Origin of the sequence: Agrobacterium sp. GD03872 (assembly GCF_029840625.1) — a bacterium.
Lineage (GTDB): Bacteria > Pseudomonadota > Alphaproteobacteria > Rhizobiales > Rhizobiaceae > Agrobacterium > Agrobacterium fabrum_A.
Genome location: NZ_JAOCCY010000002.1, coordinates 288744 through 309570, shown reverse-complemented (window position 1 = coordinate 309570; position 20827 = coordinate 288744). Strand labels below are relative to the sequence as shown.

The following is a 20827-nucleotide window of genomic DNA, read 5'->3' as shown; positions in this document are numbered from 1 at the left end:
ATCTCGCCATCGTGCGGTTGTGCTGACTGCTCCTCCTCTCCGGACCGCCATTTGCCCGCCAGACCACGCCACAATGCGAACGGGTGCGAACGCGGTCATTGCGGGCCACCGGCGACATTGCGCGCGACGAAAAGGCCATCGGTGCGCGAAGCCGCCGGGCCTTGATCGCGCTCCGGTGCAGACGCCGTGCTGTTACCGGGCGCGCCTTCGGACTGCGTTGGCGCGGCAGGTCCGCTGCCGGCCGACTGCACGACGAAGAGCGGCGCCCGCGTCCAGGCGAGCGGATCGGCAGCCGCCACCACGACTGGGCCGGCGAGTTCTCCGCCGCCGACAATTGGGGCGAGCGTCGTGACATAGGCGCGCGTCTCGGCCGGCAATGGGCGACCGGCGAGATACTCTTCGTAACGGCCCGGTCCGGCGTTGTAGGCCGCCAGGAAACCGGGCGATCCGTAGCGATCGTGCATGTCGCGCAGATACGCGGCGCCCGCCAGGATGTTGTCGCGAGGATCGTAGGGGTTGCTGCCGAGTCGATGGCGAACGCGCAGTTCGGCCCATGTGGCGGGCATGATCTGCATCAGGCCCATCGCCCCGGCCGACGAGATGGCGCGCACGTCGCCGGCGCTTTCGACGCGCATGACGGCGCGAATCCACGCTTCCGGGACGCCGAACCGCTGCGCCGCCTCGGTGATAAAAGCACCATAGGGATCACTGCGCGACGGCCGCTCGGCGGACGCCTGCTGTGCTCCGGCCGGGCTCGCCCCCGGCGCGGCGAGGATCAGGCCGGAAAGGAGAAGGAGGGCTGCACGTCGGAGGGTGATCCTCCCTCCGACGGCAGGCTGACGGCGCGCGGCGGGCATCGTTAGTCCCGCTCGCCGCGCTTCGGCGGGCGATTCCAGTGCAGGCCCCAGGCGGACTTGTCGTCGGCCGACTGGAACAGATTGGCGCGGATCGGATGTTCGAAGGTCGGATCGTCGAGCTGCAGCGAGACGTATTCGCCGGCCTTCTCGCCGGTGCGCTTCCAGCCCGCGCCGATCTCCGCGCCGGTCTCGTTGCTTATGGTGTCAAGCACATGGACGCGGTAGTCCGGCGCGTTCTCGGCATCGGACGGTTCGGCCGCGACGATGATGATGTCCTGATGCAAGGACAGCGTCGTCAGGTGGCCGATGAAGCCATCATTTTCGCGCATGAATTGACCGATCACGGGCATGGGTCGTCTCCTTCAGATTGCGGTGGGCAGGGTCATGGGCGGGCCGTCACCGCGTCGGCGCGCGCCAGACGAAGCGGCCATCGCCGTCCTCGTCGGTGTAGAGGGGGGTGGCCCGGCCGATCACGGCGGTGGCCGGAAGCGGGCCGAAATAGCGGCCGTCGAGGCTGTCGCGGACCTGCCAGTTCATCAGGAACAGTTCGCCGTTCGCGACCAACCGGCAGCCCTGCCAGATCGGGAGCGGGCGACCGCGACGATCGCGATCAAGGGCTTCACCCATCGGTACACCGTCGACCGTGATGGCGAGCCCGGACCGGCAGACCCGCTGTCCCGGTAGCGCGGCGACGCGCTTCAACAGCGGCACGCCGCGCGGCAGGTAGCCGCCGTCGGACAGGAAAGTGGCGAGTGGCTCGGGGGCATCCACCGCGACCAGATCGGTCACGGCGACCGGGCCGGGTTCTTCTATCGTGTAGAAGCCGACGGGCGTGCTGGCGGACGCGTTCCAGATCAGCTTCGGCGCGAACGATGCCACGGAGGCGATGCCGAGAAGCGACACGGCCACTGTCGTGACGATGGCATAGGAGAGCCGGGTCATGCGCCGATCTCCCGGCGCAGGAGAAATGCGCGATGCTGCCGAAGGCCATAAGCGCGTGGCGTTTCGCCGACGGTCATCCGGTTGTGGACGTGGCGCCAATGGTCCGGCGAAACGTCGATCGGGTCGATGCCGCGCGCCTCGATGGCGTCGATGAGCTGGAGCACGCGCTCGACCTTCGGCCAGCCATCGACATGCAGCAGAACCTCTGCGCCGGGCGCGACCGTCGGAACGGTCTGGCACGCTGCGTTGCGCTCGACCGTGCGCAGGATGTCGAGCCGCGAGAGGACAGTGCCGTGCTCGTTGGCCGCCCAGCGCACGAGCGCGAAGACGCTGCCGGGAGGGAAGAAGAGGATGCGACGGCGGCGGTCGAGGATCTGCTCGCGCCGCTCGCGGCCGAAGCGGACCCAGTACTCCGTGTGCTTCTCGATCCAGACGAGTTCGACCTGGGTGAACGCTTCGGGCGGCAGCTCGTCGGCAGCACGGCCGACGCGTTTTGGCACGGCGACAAGGCCGGTCATTGTCCTTCTCCTGACGGGGGTGGAAACTCGCGCTCGAACAGCGCACGCAGCATGTCGGCGACGGTCTGGCCGCGCTGAAAGGCGGCGATCTTGATGCGGCCGCGCATGTCGGCGGTGACGTCGATCGTCAGCCGGGCCGAGAAGTCCTCGGCGGGCTGACTGCGGGAGGCATGGCGTTCGGGCGCCTTGATCCAGTCTTCGGGATCGGCCGGACGCGCCGCAAAACTGCGCTTCGGGGACCGTTCGCTCATGCGCCGATCCTCGCGACTTCCGCTGCGAGCGCGGCGATCTCGCGCGCGCCAGGGCAATTCTCGTCCTGCTCGGCGGCGAGCCGGCCGGTCTGAACGACATCGGCGAAGACGATGCGCTGGCCGATCGTCGTCGAGAGCAAGGGCGGGTCGTGATCCGCCAGCGTCTCGGCGGTCTCGCGGGCCAGAACCGTGCGGGCCGCGCAGCGGTTCAGCACGAAGCGTGCGGCGAGCTGCGGGCGATAGATGCGCGCCTCGCCGAGCAGCGCGAGCATTTCGGCGGAGGCCCAGCCATCGAGCGGCGATGGCTGCACCGGGATCAGCACGAGATCGGCGGCGAGCAGCGCCGAGCGCATCAGCCCGGCGACACGGGGCGGGCCGTCGATCACGACATGGTCGGCGTTGCGGGCCAGTTCCGGCGCTTCTCGGTGGAGCGTGTCGCGGGCCAGGCCGACGACACCGAACAACCGCTCCAGCCCCTCCCGGCTGCGTTGCTGGGACCAGTCGAGCGCAGACCCTTGCGGATCGGCGTCGATCAGCGTGACGCGCTGTCCACGGCGAGCCCATTCGCCAGCAAGGTGCAGGGCGAGCGTGGTCTTGCCGACGCCGCCCTTCTGGTTGAGCAGCGCGACGATCATGACGATCTCCCGGCGATCGGGGACTCGTCCACAGCGGCCGAAAAACGCGGTCGCGTTAGAAAGATTCCGTAGGAATCTAAGTTAGATAAGTTAGAGGGCTCGCAAGCTACTGATTCACCGCGAGGAATCGATGATTCCGGTCCCCGATAGCACGAGAGTCCGGTCCCCGATGGCACGATAGTGCCGGTCCCTGATAGCACGAGACGATTCACAGCTTATCCCCAGGGCGAGAGTTGCTCCGGCGACGACGGCGCGGGATGCCGAGGGCATCCGGGTCGGTCGGCACGAAGGAGAGGATTTCCGGTCCGCCGAGGCCCTGCTCGATGGTCAGGCGGTAGCCCGGCAGAGGCTGCCGGCGGACGATGTCCCGCAGGTCGTAGGCGAAATGCTTGAGCGGCGAGAGCGAGCCGGACTTGGCGTGGAGATGCGGAAAATCGAAGCTCCAGCCGAATTCCTGCTTGCCGCCGTGCTTGCGCACGAGGCGATAGAGCCAGCGCTCCAGGCCGCCCGTCAGGCCGAAATAATTGCGGTCGATCGTCAGTACGAGCGCGTCGTCGAGCACGGCGGCGTAGAACCAGTCCGGCACGATCAGCTCGAGGCCGAGCGGGCGGCCTTTGCCGTCGGCGCGCTCTTTCCACTCGTTGATCCAGGAGAAGCGGTGCAGCCGCCGCTCCGTCGGCTGGCGGATCGACGTCGCGATGGTGGTCGACTGAAGTCGGTCGAGCGCGGCCTTCAGCCGCTCATAGTCCCGCAGGCTGACGCCGCGGCCGATGAACTGAAGAATCTCGTAGGGCGTGGTCGCCATCAGACGCGATGGGCGCAATCCGTGGTCTCGTGCCTCGACGATCTGGGAGGCCGCCCAGATCAGCACGTCGGCATCCCAGATGGTGGCCATGCCGTGCTCGGGGACGGCTTCGACACGGATGACGATGGAGCCGGTTTTGAAGTCGATAGGCGCCACCCGCTTGGACTTGCCGAGCGCGAAGAACGGGTACGCCATCAGGTCCTGCGCATCGCGCAGCGCGAGATCGCCGGGCAGCGCCCGGAAGAGATCGAGCTGCTCGCGTTCGCTGCTGTGATGGCGCGCCGACATGCCCGGACTCAGCGCGGGAAACGTTCGGCGACCGCAGGGGAGACGGCCTGGCGCTTGGCCGGAAGAACGGTGCCGCCGCGCGGATCGGAGGTCGAGGTGACGAGACCGCGATCAGCCCAGGCTTGAAGGTCGTCAACGGAATAGACGACGCGGCCGCCGAGTTTGCGGTAGGTCGGGCCGGTCCCGTAGGTGCGATGCTTTTCGAGGGTGCGCTCGGAAAGCCCGAGGAAGCGGGCTGCCTCCTGCGTTCTCAGGTATCGTGGCGGTAGATTGGCGGCTTTTTCGGCCATGATCGAACCTCCGTGGTCTCGCGGGTGGCCGCTGCGAATAAGCGGCGGGTTGCGAGCACGGTGGCGCGAAGACGGCGCCCCGGACGATGTCGAAGTAAGATGCTAAAATCGACACGCGAGCGGGTATCAGCGATCCCGGCGTGGGCGACGCAGCAATGTCCGATAGCCGCCGCGAACGAGCTTCATGCCGTCGCGGGCAAGACGGATGGTGATCTCCCGGATCGGGTCGCCGACCCAGGATGCTGCATCGATCTTGTGCTGGGGGAAGAGATGCTCCGCGACGGTGCGGTAGATGGCGCCGCTCGCGCGCGCGTCGATGGCGCGCAACATCTGGCGGGCGCGCTGACGTCTTTGTGGCGTCAGGCGTGGATCGGGCGGCACGCGCTTGCCGAACATAGCGTGCCAGAGGCGTTCAACCGCGGTCAGCCGGTCGGGTGTCAGTTCATCGAACATGATGAACGCGCCAAGAGGGCGGGCATCATCAACGCCGATCAGGGCGACGTCGTGGGGTTCGCCGCGCAGTACGAGCCGGATCAGACCAGGATCATGCTCGATGATGGCGTGGGCGTGAAGATCCTCAACGCGGAGGCGGAGATGTCTCGCCGGGTTAGGTCCGACGGTGAACGGAAGTGTCGCGGGATCGGTTTGCGGGGTCCAGAAGATCGGCTGGATTAGCGCCGAGTTGCGAGGGTCGGCGACGAAATCGCAACCCCCATCGTTCAGCGAATTCCTGAGCGATAGCTTCGGTAAGGCGCCCGGTGGCTACCAAGTCACGGTATGCGTTCCGATAATCGGGGTTACGACGCAAGAACTCCCAAGCAAGATCGCCGGGGGTCAACTTATCGATGTAGTCATAGGCGGCCTCGGACCGCCAATCTTCATCTTCGGACATCCTTCTCTGCCTCTGCGCAAATTCGTGCAACGCGAGTTATGCGGCAGATACGATTCCCGGTTGAACGAGGCGGGGGAAGGACGAAGTGGGCGCGACGTGATGCGGTTTGCGCATCACCTTAATGAAGGCGACACTGAAGAAGCTCGCAGAAGCCGCTTTTCGTCATCCATTTCGCGCGGTCGAGATGGCTGGTGTAGACGTGCAAGGCGCGCTCCGGATCGGCGCCCGCATCGAGATTGAACAGCACCGCGACGACCTCACGCCAATCCGCGCCCTCACTCTCGGCGTCGAGCAGCCGGACGTAGAGCTTCAGATGTGCGTGGTCATAGGCCGTGAGCGCTGCCCCGGACGGCGGCTGATCAAGAAAGTCGTCTTTGGTCACAACATCCCCCGATCGCGAGATGTATCCAATCCGGAGGGAATTGTTAACGATGATTTTATCGGAAGGATGACGCAAGGCCCGGCTGCGGGAGGTTGAGCCAACGCGGCGAGGTGTCGAACGTCAGGTTTCCTTCTTTGCATCGACGAGTAGCACTCCCTTGCCCTGATCGGAGTTCAGGAAGACGATGCCGGCGCGTTCGAAGGCCCTTCGTACCTCATCGCGCGTACTCTCAAAGACCTCGAGACCACTGGTGGATTCGAGGCGCTTGAGCGCAGTCAATGAGACCCGGGCCTTGTCAGCGAGCGTCTCCTGTGTCCAACCCAGCAACGCGCGTGCGGCCCGAAACTGTCGGGCGGTGATCATGCATGATCACCTCCCATACGGACCTACGCGCACGCCAAAACTACGACTATAATAGCCGTTCTCGGCGTGATTTTCTAGCAAGAAGTGCCTGCGAGGGCTCGGTGCGATCCAAAAACGCGGCGACTGATTCGGTCGCCTGGCTGTCACAACCGAAGGCCCCGACCTTCCGGCCGGGGCCTTGCGCGGAGCCTCAGTCGCCGCGCCGCCCGTTGGGGCGGGACCAGATCAGCGAGAAGGTGTCTTCGCCTTCGTCGTCGAACAGGTTGGCGTAGATCGGTGCGTTGAAGCTCGGATCGTCGAGCTTGAGGCCCAGATAGTCGCGGCCCTCGTTGGAGCGCTTGGACCAGGCGGCGCCGATCTCGGCGCGGCCGACCAGGACCCGGTGGCTGGGAGCGTTCTCGCCGGTGGCGCGCTGGTCGGGGACGATGCGTACGTTCTTGGCCTGGACGCTGAGGGTGACGATGTCGCCGGTGAACTCGTTCGAGCCGCTCTTCTTGAAGGTGCCGATGGTCGCCATTGTAAGTCTCCGTTTTCCGTTCCCGAGCCGCACCATTGCGGCCTCGATGGCGATCGGTTGGCCGGAGGCGATCGACGGCGCACCCCGAAGGGGCCTGACAGCTAAGGAGGGCTTTCTTGTCTCGCGAGGAATGACGGCGCAGCCGGCAGGGGAAGAAAGTTTGACGCGGCTGTTGCGTCATAGGCGATCGAGGCGAAGCCGGCCTTCGGCCAGATCAGGCCATTGGAGAGGCCGTTTGGAGCGGTCGCGTGACGGACAGAAAGGAAGAGATGGCGGCCCGCCGCTGCCGCCAAGATGACATCGCCACGAACCTCACCGGCGAGCTGTCGTCCTTTGTCTGGGCCGATCACGGCATCCTGACCCGGCCTGCCTCCGGCGGACGTCCCCGCATCAACGGATCTCGGTTCTCGCTACGACGGCTGACGCTTCGCCTGCGCCCGCCGTGGGTCGCTCTCAGGGCCGAACGACGATCCGCTTTCCAAGCCCCGCAACCGCCCATTCTCCTGACGGGGATCGCCGCTTCGATCATCGCGCTGGCCCGCACCATGACGACATGCGTGACGTCAGGCCCGCGCGAGGTCCCGGCCGGTGGGGCCGCTGGCCGTGGCCATTCCCGCGACCCGGACGAAGGCCGTGATGCCGACAGCGATGGCCCCGACGACGGAGAATGTGATCTGCCAAGCGTCCGACGGCATCAGGTGCTTCACGATGCCATGGGTGGCGTGGAAGCCCGCGACGGCGGCGGGCGCGACGAAGATGACGGCGACGCAGAGCTTCAGCCACATCGGCCGCGCGAAGGTGATGAGGAGCTGGCCGACCGCGAAGGTGACGGCCGCGGCGACGAGGCCGACCAGGATCGCGCCGGGAATGCCGGCGCCGGTGCCGTGGGCCCAGGCTCCTGCGGCGAAGCCGACGAAGGCCGGCAGCGCGAAGACGGCCAGCGTGAACAACAGCCAGCAAAGCAGGCCTATTGCTGCGAGGGATGCGAGTATAGCGAGGATGATCATAGTGGTGGCCTCCGTGCCAAAAGGTCTGACGGTTGCGCCTGCCACCACCACCACGGCGCGACCGCACTATAGCTGAAGGTCGACTGCGCCGGGAGCGGAAATCGCGGCGGATTTCCGCTTCGGCGGACCGGGTTGCCCCGGTCAGGCGAAAGGATCGATCTCATGGACAATCGCGGCGGTGTCGCCGTCGTACTCGCTGGCGGGCATCACGGAATGCGTGCCGTCGCCGGCCTGGAAGATGACGATGGCGGCCATCAGCGAGGTGGCGAGGCTGAAGGCGAAGGCATGTGCTTGCTTGAGGGACATCGACCCGGCTCCTGTTTCGAGCGGAGGACCATCCCCCGCTGACAGGCGCCCGAAGTGTCGGACTGGTCGCTGCAATCACCGCGCAGGCGCAGCCGCAGCGGCGGCATGCTCGCATAGCCGACCCTTTACGGGTTGATGGCACCAAGCGGCCAGTCTGACCAAGGATCAGCGCAGAGAAGCGGGTGTGGTGCTCGGCGCCGCGAGCCGGTCCTGTCCCGTCAGTCGGGAAGCACCTGCATTCGCCATGCCGGTGCGTTGGCGATGAAGTCCCGGTAGGCATAGTTGATAAGGTCGCGAACCAGCTCGAGCAGCCCGCCGACCGGCAGTCCGTCGAAGGGATCGCCATGCGCCATGCCGTTGCGCCGCTGGCTGAGGCTGGGCTTCGCGTCGCCGGTGACGAAGCCGATCGCGGTGCCGCCGGTGCGGACGGTCATCGGGATGTGCGCGTCGGTCAGGCCGTCGACGTCGACCATATGCTTCAGCAACGCCGCGAAGGGGCGGCTCTTCTTCGGAATCTTGTCGCCATATCGGTCCATCGTGGCGAGTTCGAGGGCGATCAGCGCCGCAAGCTCGCCGGCTTTCAGCACGTCGAGGTCGACCCAGCCCAGGAGGTAGAGCGTCTGCGCTCGTGCGAACTTCGCGCGCACGACGTCCGGGATGCGCTCGTCGATGCCGAGGCTGACGATGAATTTCCGCCAAGTCTCGGGATCGTTGAATTGAAGGAATCCACCGGGCATTCCCGGCGATGGCCAGGGAATGATGAGTGGTTCTGAGCGCGGCGGAAGGTCCAGGTCGAGATTCAGCGGCGTCTCCTTTCTGATATTCCGGCGCGCAATAATACTCGCGATCGGCAAGTATTGCGAAGTCTGACGGCGCTCACGCGCCGCCGAACTTCCAGACCGGGATGCCGAGCTTCTTGGCCTTGTCGGCGAGGTTGTCGTTGATGCCCGTGCCCGGGAAGTGCATCACGCCCTTCGGCACGATCTCCAGCATCTCGTCGTTGCGCTTGAAGGGCGCTGCGCGGCCGTGCTTCGTCCAGTCGGGCGCGAAGCCGATCTGCGGCACGTTGCGGTTCTTCGCCCAGAGCGAGGCGATCTTCTCCGCGCCCTTCGGCGACTTGCCGTGAACGAGGACCATGTCGGGGTGCTTCTCGTGCACCTGGTCGAGCTTGGCCCAGATCAGCGGGTGATCGTTGAAGTCGAGCCCGCCGGTGACGACGATCTTCGGGCCGGGAGGAAGAAGGACTTCCTGTTCGGCACGCTTCTTCGCCATAAGGAAATCGCGGCTGTCGATCATTGCCGAGGTGAGATTGCGATGGTTGACCTTCGATCCGCTGCGCGGGAGCCAGGGCTTGCCGACGTGGCGCTCGTAGTGCTCGGCGGCCTGGTCGCGCATGAGCTCGAAGGCGGCTTGGCGCTCGATGAGAGTCATGCCCTCGGCGATCTGGCGCTCGAGTTCGACCGATTTCACCTCGCTGCCGTCCTGTTCCCGCTGCGAGCGCTTCTGGGCCTGCTCGTTATCGTCGAGCTCGCGTGCGATCCGTTCGGTGGCGCGATGGAAGACGTTGACGGTCGACCAGAGGAGATCGTCGAGGTCGGGTTCGAGGCGTGTGTCCTCCAGCGTGACGATCAGCGCGTCGAAGATGTCGGCGACGGCGCCCGCGACTGCGTTTCCGTCCGGAAGAAGCCGCTGGTCCGGTTCGTCGGCGAAGGGCCGGTAGCCGTGGAGCTGCAATTCGTTGAGGACGTGGTCGGTGGGTGAGGATTCGTGGTGGGGTTCGAAGTCGTCGTGGTCGTCCATGGGATGCTCCGTCGGTAGGACCGCGACCGTCGCGGCCTTCATGGCGACGAAGCCCATCGGCGGGACGGCTCTGCACCCGGAGCGCAGCGAAGGGCAGGAGCGTCAGCGGAGGATGGCGAAGGCCGGCTATTTTGCCTCGCGATGGAAAGGCGCGGCACGCGCCGCCGGAAAATAGTCGGCCGCCGCCATTGCCGGGCCGGCCCGACTGTGGGCCGATCGCCCTCTCGAAGGCCGAGGCGCGGTCCTCTCAGACGGTATGGGGCATCCGGACGGGCCTGACGGCACCGCCGCCGCCTTCCTGCCTGCCGGCTATGCCACTAGCGCCATGAAACGCACCACGTCCTGCGGCCCGATCTGCATCCGGGTCTGGCTTCTGAGCGCGTCGATGCCGAGGGTGCGGAGATCCTCGTTGAAGTCGCCGAGCTGGGGCGAGATGACGATCGCCTCGATGCCGGCCGCGTTCGCCCGTTCGACCAGGCTGTCGCGCGCACCGTCACCGGCCGGATCGTCGTCGCGCAGGACGTAGAGCCGCCGCAGCGTGTCCGGGAACAGGATGGCGGCGAGATGGGCTGCGGAGAGCGCCGCCAGCATCGGCATGTCGGGCAAGACCTGCCTGACCGACAGTACGGTCTCGATGCCTTCGCCGGCCGCCATGACTTCGCCGCCCGTGCCGAAGCGCACCGCGTTGCCGAGAAGATCGCCCATCGCCCGCCTCGGCGTGTCGAGTGGCGCCTTGTCGCGGCGTCGCGGGTCGAGCCAGGTCCGATGCGCTCCGGTGATCCTGTCGCGGAGGTCGGTGACGGCTGCGATCATCGCCGGCCAGGTCTCGGTCGGAGAATGCTCGTCGGGCCGATAATAGCAGCGCGGGTGGAAGCGCAGGTTTCCGGTTCCGCGTAAATCCGTAATGCCGCGTTCGCGTAAGTACGATTGTACGAGCGTGCCGGTGATCGGCTGCGACATGCCGATCAGGCGGCGGGCTGCCTCGGGCGATCCGTGCGGCGCTGGCGCCTGACGTGGGTTCGCCGGCATCGGCGTGGATGCGGGCATGCTGAGGAAGGTCCGTGCCTCGTCGGCGACGTCCTTGAAGTCGATGAGGCCGCAGCTCTCCCGGATCACGTCGAGAAGATCGCCATGCTCGCCGGTCGCGGCGTCGGTCCATTTGCCGGCCGGACCTTTCGGAGAGTCCTTGAGCCGCACATACATCGAGCGACCGGGCGTGTTGCGCACGTCGCCGACCAGCCAGTAGCGGCCCTCGCGCCGCCCGCTGGAGAGGTAATGGCGACACACCGCCTCGGCCTGCCGGCCGAGACGCTGCGCGAGATCGGAAGCATCGCGACGCGACATCACGCGGCCTCCCGTTCGGAGATGCGCGCCACCGGATAGGTGTCGAGTAGCTTGGTGAGGATGCTCACGCCGCTGGCGTCGGCCGGTACGAAGAAGCGGAGCTTCCACGAGATGATCTCGCTGAACAGGCCATAGGCCCGCAGCCGCTCGCGCATCGCCTCGGTGAAGCCGGTCAGCTCCAGGCGATAGGCGCTCATGACGCGGGCGCGGCGAAGCTGGAGGCCCTCGGCGAGATCGAGGACCGTACTGCCCTCCATCAGCGCGGCGAAGGCATGTTCCGGCGTCAGCGTGCTCGCCCCCTGCGAGGCGGCGTTGGCGGCCCAGGCCGGCGAGACCCGGCGGCCGATGATGCGCTCGCCCGCGTCGGTCTGGAGCCGATACACCCGCGTCGACTCGTCCGGCAGGCGCTTCCAGATCGGCAGCAGCAGGCCAGCGACGATGTGGATCGTGCTGTCGGAGAACTCCGGGATGTCGGCAAGCTCCGCTTGCCATGCCGCGGCGAAGCGAGCGCGATCAGCTTCCTCCCAATGGCTTTCGTCCATCATGCGCAGCGGCGCATAATGCTGCTCCATCGGCCGGATCAGGCAGACGCGGCGTTCGATCTCGCCATCGTCGAGCATCATCGACGGCGCCGGCATCTGCACGGCGGAGCGCCCCGAGCGACCGTTCACCAGCGGGCGCGCGCGAGGATCGGCGAGATGGCCCAGTGCATCGGCGAGTGAGATCGGGCGATTGCGCTCCCGGCGTGTGATGGTGAGCAGCCGCGTCTCGGCGCCGGTGCCGGGATGGACGTGGATGACCTGGCTGTCGGTGACCACGAAGCTCTCGGCCTGCAACGTCTCCAGCCCGACGTCATAGTGACCGCTGCGGATCGCGCCCTCGATCTTCGCCGTCAGAAGCTGCTCGAACGCGGTGAAGAGGATACCCTGCAACTCGATGGTCAGCGCCAGCAGCCGGTTGAGGAAGGTCGTGATCGGCGGCAACTCATCCTTGATGCCGTTGTCGTCCATCAGCTTCAGGCCGGTGGCGGACTCGAAGCGATCGAGCGAGCAGCCCTCGACCTTGCCGCGCACGAGCAGCAGGTAGAGCTGGCGCAGCGCGTCGCGCGCATAGTGGGATTCGAGATTGTCCTCGGACCGGAACAGACCCTGACCGCCGGTCTGGCGCTGGCCGCGCGTGATGGCGCCGAGCGTGTCGAGCCGGCGCGCGATGGTCGAAAGGAAACGCTTCTCGGCCTTCACGTCAGTCGCGATCGGCCGGAAGAGCGGCGGCTGCGCCTGGTTTGTACGGTTGGTGCGGCCGAGCCCCTGGATCGCCGCGTCAGCCTTCCAGCCGGGCTCCAGGAGATAGTGGATGCGCAGGCGCTGGTTCCGGGCGGCAAGGTCAGCGTGGTAGCTGCGACCCGTCCCGCCGGCATCGGAGAAGACGAGGACGCGCTTGTCGTCGTCCATGAACGCGGCCGCCTCGGAGAGGTTGGCCGATCCCGCCCGGTTCTCGACCGTAAGGCGGTCGCCTTTGCGAACCACGCGCCGCGAGCGGCCGGTCACCTCGGCGACCACGTCCGTGCCGAACCGCTGGACGATCTGGTCGAGGGCTCCGGGCACGGGCTCCAAGGATGCGAGGCGCTCGATCAGCTCATCGCGGCGAGCGACGGCATCCCGGCTCTCGACCGGCTGGCCGTCCCGGTAGACCGGCCGCGACGACAGGTTGCCCTCGCTGTCGGAAAACGGCTCGTAGAGCTGTACCGGGAAGGAATGGGCGAGGTAGTCGAGGACGTATTCGCGCGGCGTGATGTCGACGCGGACGTCATTCCACTCCTCGGTGGGGATCTCGGCCAGCCGCCGCTCCATCAGGGCTTCGCCGGTCGAGACGATCTGAATGACGGCGGAATGGCCGGCCGCCAGGTCCTGCTCGATCGAGCGGACCAGCGTCGGCGTCTTCATACTGGTCAGCAGATGACCGAAGAAACGCTGCTTGGCGCTCTCGAAGGCTGAGCGCGCGGCGGATTTCGCTTGCCGGTTCAGCGTGCCGGTATCGCCGGTGATATTGGCGGCGCGCATCGCCGCGTCGAGATGATTATGGATGATGGCGAAGGCGCCGGCATAGGCATCGTAGATGCGGGTCTGTTCGGGTGTGAGCTGGTGCTCGACCAGCTCATATTCGACGCCGTCATAAGAGAGCGAACGGGACGTATAGAGGCCGAGCGCCCGAAGGTCGCGGGCCAGCACCTCCATCGCCGCGACGCCGCCATTCTCGACGGCTTCCACGAATTCCGCGCGGTTGGCGAAGGGGAAATCGTCGCCGCCCCACAGGCCGAGCCGTTGGGCATAGGCGAGATTGTGGACGGTGGTCGCGCCGGTCGCCGAGACATAGACCACGCGGGCGTTCGGCAGCGCGTGCTGGAGCCGGAGCCCCGCACGGCCTTGCTGCGACGGGGCGACATCGCCCCGTTCTCCCTTGCCGCCCCCGGCGTTCTGCATCGCGTGGGACTCGTCGAAAATGATCACTCCGTCGAAATCGGAGCCCAACCATTCGACGATCTGCTTGACCCGTGAAAGCTTCTCGCCGCGGTCGTCGGACCGTAGCGTGGCATAGGTGGTGAATAGGACGCCTTCGGGCAGCCGGATCGACGTACCCTGAGGGAAGCGCGACAGCGGCGTGACCAGCAAGCGTTCCATGCCGAGCGCCGACCAGTCGCGCTGGGCGTCTTCGAGCAGCTTGTCGGACTTGGAGATCCAGACTGCCTTGCGGCGGTCCTGGAGCCAGTTATCGAGGATGATGCCGGCAGACTGGCGGCCCTTGCCGGCGCCGGTCCCATCGCCGAGCATGAAGCCACGGCGGAAGCGGACCGCGTTCGGGGCATCGTCCGGCGCGGCGGTGACGAGATCGCCGGTCTCGTCCACGGTCCAGGCCCCGGCGAGATATTCGCCATGCGTCTCGCCGGCATAGATGATCGTCTCGAGCTGGGCGTCGGATAGGATGCCGTCGGCGACGATCGGCGCCGGCAGCGTCGGTCGGTAGCTCGGCTTTGGCGGCGCGACCGAGGCCATGGCGGCGGACTGCACCAGCTTGGTCGGATGCGGCTGTGCGCCGGCGATGCGGATCGACTGGAGCGCATAGGCCTCATAGATCGACTCCGACAGGCGGCCGGTCTCCGGCGGCGTCCAGTCGATGGTCTCATAGTCGAGCGGCACGCCTTCGAGCTGGGCGATACGGCGGGCGGGCTGGGCCGTCGCCGCGCGGGCGAGATAGCCTCGCACCGTGCGCGGCGTTGCGGCCGGTGTCGCGGCGGGACGCATGATCGAGACCGGCAGGCGTGCCGGAAGCTGCGCGTCGATCCAGCCGAGCAAGGTCGCGACATCGGGTGCGATCCCGGCCGAATCCGGGAAATGCTCGGGGTCCTCGGCCGGCGCTTTGTCGATGACGGTCAGGCGGGTCTCGATGGTCGTGCCGTGCTTGGCATAGACCGAGCCGGCGATCGCGGCGGTGAACACGACGCGGCCGCGTCCCTGCAGGCGCACGAAGGCGTCCCGCCAGGCCGGAAGCTCGGGCGAGAAGTTCGCGCCCGTGATGGCGACGAGGCGTCCGCCGTCGGCCAGCCGGGCCAGCGCCGAGGCGATGTGCCGATAGGCGGCGTCCGCGACCCGCCCGGTGACGTTCGCCATCACCGAGAATGGCGGGTTCATGATGACGACGCTCGGCACAGCGGCCGGATCGAGATGGTCGTCGATCTGGGCGGCGTCGAAGCGCGTGACGGGCATGGCCGGAAAGAGAGAGGTGAGAAGATCGGCGCGGGTCTCGGCCAGCTCGTTGAGGATGAGCGATGCGCCTGCGGTCTCGGCGAGGACGGCGAGCAGTCCGGTCCCGGCGGACGGGTCCAGCACGCGATCTGCCGGGGCCAATGTTGCCGCCGTCAGCGCGGCAAGGCCGAGCGGGATCGGCGTCGAGAATTGCTGGAAGGCCTGCGCCTCCTCGGATCGGCGCGTGTGCGTCGGTAACAGTCCGACGATCTTCACAAGCGCGGAGAGTCGTGAAGCCGGCGATGCGGCTTTACGGAAAAGCGGCTTTCCGTATTTGCGTAGGAACAGGACGGTCGCGACCTCGCAGGCGTCATAGGCGGCTTTCCAGTCCCACGCGCCGGCTGCGTCGGACGCGCCGAAGGCATCCTCCATGGCGCTGCGCAGCATGGCGGCATCAACGGTGCGGCCCTGTTCGAGGTGGGAGAGGATGCGTTCGGCGGCGGCGAGGATAGAGGCGGCCGGCGGCGTGTGGGGGACAAGCGGGAGCGAAGCCGCGTGAGCGGCTGGAAGCGGATCATGAAGCATGAGAGGAACCTCGGAGAGCGGAACAGGAGCGAGCCGGCCCGGCGCTCTCTCTCGACCGGACGGGCTCAAACCCGTCCCGGCCACCCTCTCACTCTGGCGCGGCCGGAACCCGGCCTGTCGCACCGGCTTCCGGCGGTGCGGATGGGACGCTAAGTTCTCGTAGGAAAACAAGCCGCTGTGCCTCGCACCATTCGCGCGTGCCGCGCCGGCTGAGTGAGCATCGGAGGCGAGATGAAGGGCAGTGCGATTGGCATTCTCGGCGCGGCCTGTCTGGCTGTCGGCTTCGGTGCGGGTTTCGTGCTCAGGCCGGTGATCTCGCCGGTCACTGCATCTCCGGCCGTCGCCGCCGGCGTCGCAGAGCCGAGCGAGGGCGAAGCGACCGCGGCCGTGCGGCGCCATCGCCTGTTCACGGGCACGTCGCTGGCGAACGCGACGCTGAAGCTCGGCGATTGCTCGCCGGGTGGGGTCGGTCCGGGCGTGACCTGCATGACGCAGATCGTGCTCGATCCGACCAGGCCGAACGCGAGCCCGCAAAACCGGCCAATCGGATTTGCCCGCGTCAACGGGCAGTGGGAAGTTGCGGTCTGGTAGCGGCGAGCGAGGACATTGGGCGCGCGCTCGCCTATGTCGACGCGTCCGGCGGGCTGTAGATTTCGAAGGGATTGCCATCGGCGAGATGGCCGAACGGTGTGAAGACGAACTCGCCGTCATCGCGGCCGACGGCGCAGATCACGTAGCGCGGTTCGCCGGTTGCTACGTCGGTGCATTCCATCAGCGCCAGGTCGCCACTGTTCGCGGCGCGCAGGAGCGTCTGGAAGTTGGCGCGGGCATGGTCGGGGATGCTCATCGCGCGCCTCCCCTGGCAAGCCGGTCGGCGAGCCAGCGGCCGGTGCTCGTCCATGCGATCGTCTCGCCGGTGGCAAGATCGAGCACATGGGTGCCGCCCGAGAAACCATCGACCACGGGATCGGAGGCGATGCCGGCCCATTGAAATCCCCAACGGCCGGTCAGCGCGAGGGCCTCGGCGCAGCGCGTCACGAAGGTGATCGCAAGCTGCGGATCTGCGGTGCCGGGATCGCGCAGCCAGAGCCGCGACGCACCGTGATCGGGTGTCACAGATAGATGAAACGGCTCGGCCGGCGGGTCTTCGCGGTCGTTCTCGGCCATCAAGGCGGCGTAGATGTCGAAGGCCCGGGCGACGTTGGCGGAGGTGCCGACATCGAGCAGGCAGGAATAGCGGGTGGAGAAATCGGTCATGGCGGGCTCCGGAAACGAAAAGAGCCCGGCGCTCGGGCCGGGCTCGGAGTGGGTTCGGGGTGGCGCGGCTAGTAGCCGAACTGCCAGGATGGCCAGGCCTGGCCGTCGTCGGCGGCGCGGATGGCGTCGGCGAGATAGGCGGGATCGCCTTCGACGACGACGGGGGCGCGCACCGGGGTTTCGTCGATGATCGTCACGCGGCCGACGATGCCGTCCTCGACCTCGACATGTACGGGAACGAGGTACTGGAAGACGACGCGGCGTGGCGACGGGTTGGATCGCGACATGGCGATGCTCCTTCAATCGGGGAAAGGACCGGAGCGGCCGAAGCCGCTCCGGGTGCTCGTCATTCGGCTGCGACAAGGTGCGCTTCGTCGTCGGTGGCCTCCGCCGTGACAACCTCGTCGTCGCCGGCGAGGAACGCGGGCAGCGCCGCATCGTCGTCCTCGCCGCCAGCCTCGACTTCCGGCGTGGGCGCCTCGGCATCGTCGATCAGGCGCAGCGGCTCGGGCAGCCAGCCGGTCTCGGCGAGCAGCCTCTCGGCCTCCTTGGCCATGTCGCCCTTCTTTAGGTGGTCGATGAGCTGCGCGGCCTGCTCGCCGATGCCCTCGCGAACCGCCTGCAGGATGCGGGGCTTGGTGACACGGTTGAGGTAGTTGCCGAAGGTCGGGCGCCAGCCGGCCTCCACCAGATCGAGCCCCGTCGCTTTGGTCAGGCGGTCGGCCTGGGCGAGCCGCATGTCGAGCGTGTGCTGCGACACGCCGCCGGCGCTGTGCGGGTTCGGCCGCTCATAGAGCGCGTTGACGCCGTAGCTGACGCAATGCGCCAGCAGCGCCATCCGGCTGGCGTCGTCCAGGCCCGCGAGCCAATCCCACAGTGCATCGTCGTCCTTCGGGATGTCGCCGGCCCAGGCGGCGTGACGGTCCTGCACCGCGCGGGCGGACGGGCTGTCCTTCAGCCCATCGTCCTGCGCCGGGAAGAAGACGTGCTTCACCCCGGCCTCCATGGCGCCCGTATACATGCGGGTCATGAAGGTGTCCGACACCAGCTTGTGGAGCAGCGCGGTCATGGCGACGTGCGGGTTCTCCGCGACGGCGTTGCGCAGCGCGAGGGTGCGATAGGCCGTCAGCTCGATGACCAGGCGCTCGGGGAGCGGCTTGATCGCGTCGTCTTCGTCGTCCTCCGCCTCGACGGGCTGGCCGCCGATCGTGATGACGGCGCGCTGCAAGGCCGGCACACCGGGTTCGCCCGGCTGATGCTCGGTGTCGTCCCCATCGGCCTCGATGCCGGGCTCGGGAGCCTCGTCCTCGGCCCGGACATAGCCGCGATCGATGGCGATGCTGCCGTCATGGGCGATGCTGATGAAAGCGCCCGCGCGGGCGATGTCGACGGCCTCGAAGCGGACCGGACGGGTTTCGAAGGCCGACAGCGCCGTCTCGATCTCCCCAAGCCGCAGGTCGACCTCGTCGGGCAGCTCGTCGGCGTCTTCATATTCCGCCTCGAGCTTCTGATATTCGGCGTTGAGCGCCTCGATCGTCGCCTGTTCTTCCGCCGTCAAGTCGAGCGGCTCGCCCTGCAGCTCGCGCAGGCCGCGCGTGGCGTCGTAGGGGAAGCTGACTGCGACCTCGATCCACTTCCAGCCCTCGGCGGCGATCGTCTCAGCCGTCGCCTTCAGCTTCTCGGCGACCAGCCGATCGAGCAGCGCCGCATCCTGCAGCCAGCCGCCGTCATCGGACTGGAACAGGTCTCGCATGACGATGCCGCCGGCCGCCTCGTAGGCGTCGACACCGACGAAGACGGCGCGCTTGTCGGAGGCGCGCACCGTGGTCTCGGTGAGCATGCGACGGATCTGATAGGGCTCCTTCGACCAGGCGTCCTTGATCGCCTCCCAGACCTGCTCCTGGCGGGCATGGTCGTCGGTGACGGTGAAGGCCATGAGCTGGTCGAGCGTCATGCCGTCCTCGGCATAGACGTCGAGCAGGACGGGCGATGCGGCCGCGAGGCGCAGGCGCTGCTTGACCACCTGGACCGGGACGAAGAGCGCTGCGGCGATCTCCTCCTCGGTCTTGCCCTTCACCCGCATATCCTGGAAGGCGCGGAACTGGTCCAGCGGATGAAGCGGCGCGCGATCGATATTCTCGACCAGCGACACTTCCTCGGACAGGACCTCGTCGTCGCGCTTGCGCACGACGCACGGCACGGGGGCGATCTTGGCGAGGCGCTTCTGCTTGACCAGCAGCTCCAGCGCACGGAAGCGGCGGCCGCCGGCCGGGACCTCGAACATGCCGGTCTCCTGACCTTCGGCGTCGACCACGGGCACGACGCTGAGGCTCTGGATCAGGCCGCGACGCGCGATCGAGGCCGCCAGGTCCTCGATCGAGATGCCGGCCTTCACACGCCGGACGTTGGACTGGCTGAGCACCAGCTTGTTGAAGGGGATGTCGCGTGAGGACGACAGGATGATCTTCTGAACTGCAGTAGCCATCGGGGATTACTCCGCGACGGGCGCCGAGAGACTCTCTCTCAGCCCTAAACCCGTCACGAAGCGAAGCGCCGCCCTCTTCCTCTAAAGGGGGCAGCGCCACGGACCGGGAAACCAGAAAGGCACGGAAGCGCAGAGCCGGAGACACGCAAACCGCATCCCCGGCCTTGCGGAGATCAGGCCGCCCGATCGAGCAGCTTCTTAGCCTTGGCCTCCATGTCGAGACGGGCGTCCTGATGCGCCTTGTCGCGGGCAACGGCGGTGATGCCCTGCACGAAATCGAAGATCGACTCGGGCGGCCGGCCTTCCTCGGCCAGCACGGTGTCGATGATCTTGCTGGTCTCGGCCTTCGAAAAGCCGCGGCGGCGCAGGAAGTCGGTACGGTCCTCATCGGTGCGTGCCACGATTCTCTCGCGGGCTGCCTTTATGCCGTTTACGAAAGGCAGGGCTGAGGAGTTGGCGAAGTTCGCCAGCGCCGGCGCCGCCTCATGGGCGAAGCGGTTGGCGGCATATTTGGAGTGGCGGATGGTGATTTCCTCGAAATCCTCCACGCCCCATAAATTGCGATTCTGGCAGACCGCCCGCAGATAGAAGCTCGCCATGCCGAGCGTCTTGGCGCCCACCTCGGAGTTCCAGCAGTAGAAGCCGCGGAAATAGAGATCCGGCGAGCCGTCCGCCAGCCGTCCGGCCTCGATCGGGTTCAGGTCGTCGACGAGGAACAGGAAGACATCCCGATCGGAGGCATAGAGCGTCGTGGTGTCTTTGGTGATGTCGACGCGCGGATTGTAGATGCCGGTCGACCAGTCCAGCACGCCTGGCACCTTCCAGCGTGTGTCGCCCGTGCCGTTGCCGGCGATGCGCTGCACCGCCTCGACCAGCTCGTGGTCGAAGATGCGGCCATAGTCCGGGCCGGTGACGGCGCGCAGTTCGACACGGCCGTTATCGGTTTCGAGCGTCTTGATCTGCTCGGCCCGATTGGACGTCAGGCCATATTGCAGGTTGATGGCGGCGAGCGGCGCCGGGAGTTGGCGCAGATAGGCGGCCGGCGCGCCGACCAGGCCGGCCAGTTGGCCGAAGCTCCAATGGGTCGGGGCGATAGGCGTATCCGTGCCGGGAAGGATCAACGCCAGGCGTTCCGGGTCGCGGCGGTTCGCCTCCACATGGATGAGTGCGCTTTCCACGACACGCGTCCGGCTGCGGTCGGCCCGGTCGCGAACGGAATGCGCCAGCTCGGACAGAGATAGATAGCGCTCATCCGCTGGCCGGGAGAACCATTCGGACGAGACGCGGCCGATCTGCTCGCCACGGCTGACATCGACCTTGTAACCGCCACGCGCATCACTGCGCGCATCGAGGACCTGTATGTTCATGGGACCAATCTCCACGACGGGCACCGGAAGCTCTCTCCCAGCTCTCAACCCGTCACGGAAAACCGGTCCGCACTCTCACTCTCAGGGGGCGTTGCGGGGTCTCCCCGCAGAAGGGGTCGACCGAGACAAAGGCTCGGCCGCCGGGGAATGCTTTCCCCTCAAGGTCATCTCTGGAAGCCTCGACGGCCCACAACTA

At 67.0% G+C, this 20827-nt stretch carries 25 protein-coding genes; 1 reads left to right on the top strand and 24 read right to left on the bottom strand.

The genetic code is table 11. The features are described from left to right. Positions 1-95: 95 nt before the first annotated feature. The 19 genes from N5D22_RS05465 to N5D22_RS05375 all read right to left on the bottom strand — a co-directional run bounded on the left by N5D22_RS05465 (position 96) and on the right by N5D22_RS05375 (position 15522). The gene (locus N5D22_RS05465; protein WP_099503688.1) at positions 96-857 is read right to left on the bottom strand and encodes a lytic transglycosylase domain-containing protein; all 762 of its coding nucleotides are present in this window, start codon (positions 855-857) and stop codon (positions 96-98) included. Positions 858-859: 2 nt separating this feature from the next. Beyond that, positions 860-1207 (bottom strand): DUF736 domain-containing protein, encoded by a 348-nt coding sequence (locus tag N5D22_RS05460; RefSeq protein ID WP_099503686.1) that lies wholly within the window; start codon positions 1205-1207, stop codon positions 860-862. Positions 1208-1253: 46 nt separating this feature from the next. Beyond that, a complete protein-coding gene (locus N5D22_RS05455) occupies positions 1254-1799 on the bottom strand; it encodes a S26 family signal peptidase (RefSeq protein WP_099503684.1) in 546 nt (181 codons plus the stop codon). Continuing rightward, entirely contained in the window at positions 1796-2317 is a 522-nt protein-coding gene (locus tag N5D22_RS05450) for a DUF2840 domain-containing protein (RefSeq protein WP_099503682.1), read from the bottom strand. Before N5D22_RS05450 ends, N5D22_RS05455 begins: the two co-directional genes overlap by 4 nt. Next, positions 2314-2568 (bottom strand): hypothetical protein, encoded by a 255-nt coding sequence (locus N5D22_RS05445; protein ID WP_099503680.1) that lies wholly within the window; start codon positions 2566-2568, stop codon positions 2314-2316. The genes N5D22_RS05450 and N5D22_RS05445 overlap by 4 nt, the downstream gene beginning before the upstream one ends. Continuing rightward, complete coding sequence (gene parA, locus N5D22_RS05440; protein WP_099503679.1) at positions 2565-3203, bottom strand: ParA family partition ATPase; 639 nt, start codon at positions 3201-3203, stop codon at positions 2565-2567. The genes N5D22_RS05445 and parA overlap by 4 nt, the downstream gene beginning before the upstream one ends. A gap of 208 nt (positions 3204-3411) precedes the next feature. Beyond that, the gene (locus N5D22_RS05435) at positions 3412-4296 is read right to left on the bottom strand and encodes a replication initiator protein A (protein ID WP_099503677.1); all 885 of its coding nucleotides are present in this window, start codon (positions 4294-4296) and stop codon (positions 3412-3414) included. Positions 4297-4304: 8 nt separating this feature from the next. Continuing rightward, on the bottom strand, positions 4305-4586 hold the full coding sequence (locus N5D22_RS05430) for a helix-turn-helix domain-containing protein (protein WP_099503675.1): 282 nt from the start codon (positions 4584-4586) through the stop codon (positions 4305-4307). A gap of 126 nt (positions 4587-4712) precedes the next feature. Beyond that, positions 4713-5039 carry a DUF2285 domain-containing protein gene (locus tag N5D22_RS05425; protein WP_210408505.1) on the bottom strand — a complete coding sequence of 109 codons (327 nt, stop codon included), beginning with the start codon at positions 5037-5039 and terminating at the stop codon, positions 4713-4715. A gap of 154 nt (positions 5040-5193) precedes the next feature. Beyond that, positions 5194-5478, bottom strand: coding sequence for a DUF6499 domain-containing protein (locus N5D22_RS05420; RefSeq protein WP_246842050.1), 285 nt, complete (start codon positions 5476-5478; stop codon positions 5194-5196). Between the two features lie 118 nt (positions 5479-5596). Further along, on the bottom strand, positions 5597-5860 hold the full coding sequence (locus N5D22_RS05415) for a DUF2285 domain-containing protein (protein WP_099503671.1): 264 nt from the start codon (positions 5858-5860) through the stop codon (positions 5597-5599). Positions 5861-5980: 120 nt separating this feature from the next. Beyond that, positions 5981-6223 (bottom strand): helix-turn-helix transcriptional regulator, encoded by a 243-nt coding sequence (locus N5D22_RS05410; RefSeq protein WP_024021493.1) that lies wholly within the window; start codon positions 6221-6223, stop codon positions 5981-5983. Positions 6224-6413: 190 nt separating this feature from the next. Next, a complete protein-coding gene (locus N5D22_RS05405) occupies positions 6414-6740 on the bottom strand; it encodes a DUF736 domain-containing protein (protein WP_099503669.1) in 327 nt (108 codons plus the stop codon). A gap of 563 nt (positions 6741-7303) precedes the next feature. Next, a complete protein-coding gene (locus N5D22_RS05400) occupies positions 7304-7747 on the bottom strand; it encodes a hypothetical protein (RefSeq protein WP_099503667.1) in 444 nt (147 codons plus the stop codon). A 141-nt stretch (positions 7748-7888) separates the two neighbouring features. Next, on the bottom strand, positions 7889-8053 hold the full coding sequence (locus N5D22_RS05395; RefSeq protein ID WP_162894760.1) for a hypothetical protein: 165 nt from the start codon (positions 8051-8053) through the stop codon (positions 7889-7891). A gap of 218 nt (positions 8054-8271) precedes the next feature. Next, positions 8272-8907 (bottom strand): hypothetical protein, encoded by a 636-nt coding sequence (locus N5D22_RS05390; RefSeq protein WP_199777575.1) that lies wholly within the window; start codon positions 8905-8907, stop codon positions 8272-8274. A gap of 22 nt (positions 8908-8929) precedes the next feature. Next, the gene (locus N5D22_RS05385) at positions 8930-9853 is read right to left on the bottom strand and encodes a DUF2493 domain-containing protein (RefSeq protein WP_099504010.1); all 924 of its coding nucleotides are present in this window, start codon (positions 9851-9853) and stop codon (positions 8930-8932) included. A gap of 309 nt (positions 9854-10162) precedes the next feature. Next, positions 10163-11197 carry a toprim domain-containing protein gene (locus tag N5D22_RS05380; RefSeq protein ID WP_099503665.1) on the bottom strand — a complete coding sequence of 345 codons (1035 nt, stop codon included), beginning with the start codon at positions 11195-11197 and terminating at the stop codon, positions 10163-10165. Beyond that, positions 11197-15522: a strawberry notch family protein gene (locus N5D22_RS05375; protein ID WP_099503663.1), complete on the bottom strand. Its 4326-nt coding sequence runs from the start codon at positions 15520-15522 to the stop codon at positions 11197-11199. The genes N5D22_RS05380 and N5D22_RS05375 overlap by 1 nt, the downstream gene beginning before the upstream one ends. A gap of 231 nt (positions 15523-15753) precedes the next feature. Here N5D22_RS05375 and N5D22_RS05370 point away from each other — a divergent pair, with 231 nt between their 5' ends. After that, complete coding sequence (locus tag N5D22_RS05370) at positions 15754-16113, top strand: hypothetical protein (protein WP_099503661.1); 360 nt, start codon at positions 15754-15756, stop codon at positions 16111-16113. Positions 16114-16144: 31 nt separating this feature from the next. Here N5D22_RS05370 and N5D22_RS05365 read toward each other — a convergent pair whose 3' ends face one another. The 5 genes from N5D22_RS05365 to N5D22_RS05345 all read right to left on the bottom strand — a co-directional run bounded on the left by N5D22_RS05365 (position 16145) and on the right by N5D22_RS05345 (position 20631). Then, positions 16145-16369: a DUF6117 family protein gene (locus N5D22_RS05365; protein WP_099503659.1), complete on the bottom strand. Its 225-nt coding sequence runs from the start codon at positions 16367-16369 to the stop codon at positions 16145-16147. Then, positions 16366-16779, bottom strand: coding sequence for a hypothetical protein (locus N5D22_RS05360; RefSeq protein WP_099503657.1), 414 nt, complete (start codon positions 16777-16779; stop codon positions 16366-16368). Before N5D22_RS05360 ends, N5D22_RS05365 begins: the two co-directional genes overlap by 4 nt. A 68-nt stretch (positions 16780-16847) precedes the next feature. Further along, positions 16848-17066: a hypothetical protein gene (locus N5D22_RS05355; RefSeq protein WP_099503655.1), complete on the bottom strand. Its 219-nt coding sequence runs from the start codon at positions 17064-17066 to the stop codon at positions 16848-16850. Between the two features lie 59 nt (positions 17067-17125). Next, a complete protein-coding gene (locus N5D22_RS05350; protein WP_100964849.1) occupies positions 17126-19264 on the bottom strand; it encodes a ParB/RepB/Spo0J family partition protein in 2139 nt (712 codons plus the stop codon). A 173-nt stretch (positions 19265-19437) separates the two neighbouring features. Further along, positions 19438-20631, bottom strand: coding sequence for a DUF932 domain-containing protein (locus N5D22_RS05345; RefSeq protein WP_099503651.1), 1194 nt, complete (start codon positions 20629-20631; stop codon positions 19438-19440). Positions 20632-20827 lie beyond the last annotated feature (196 nt).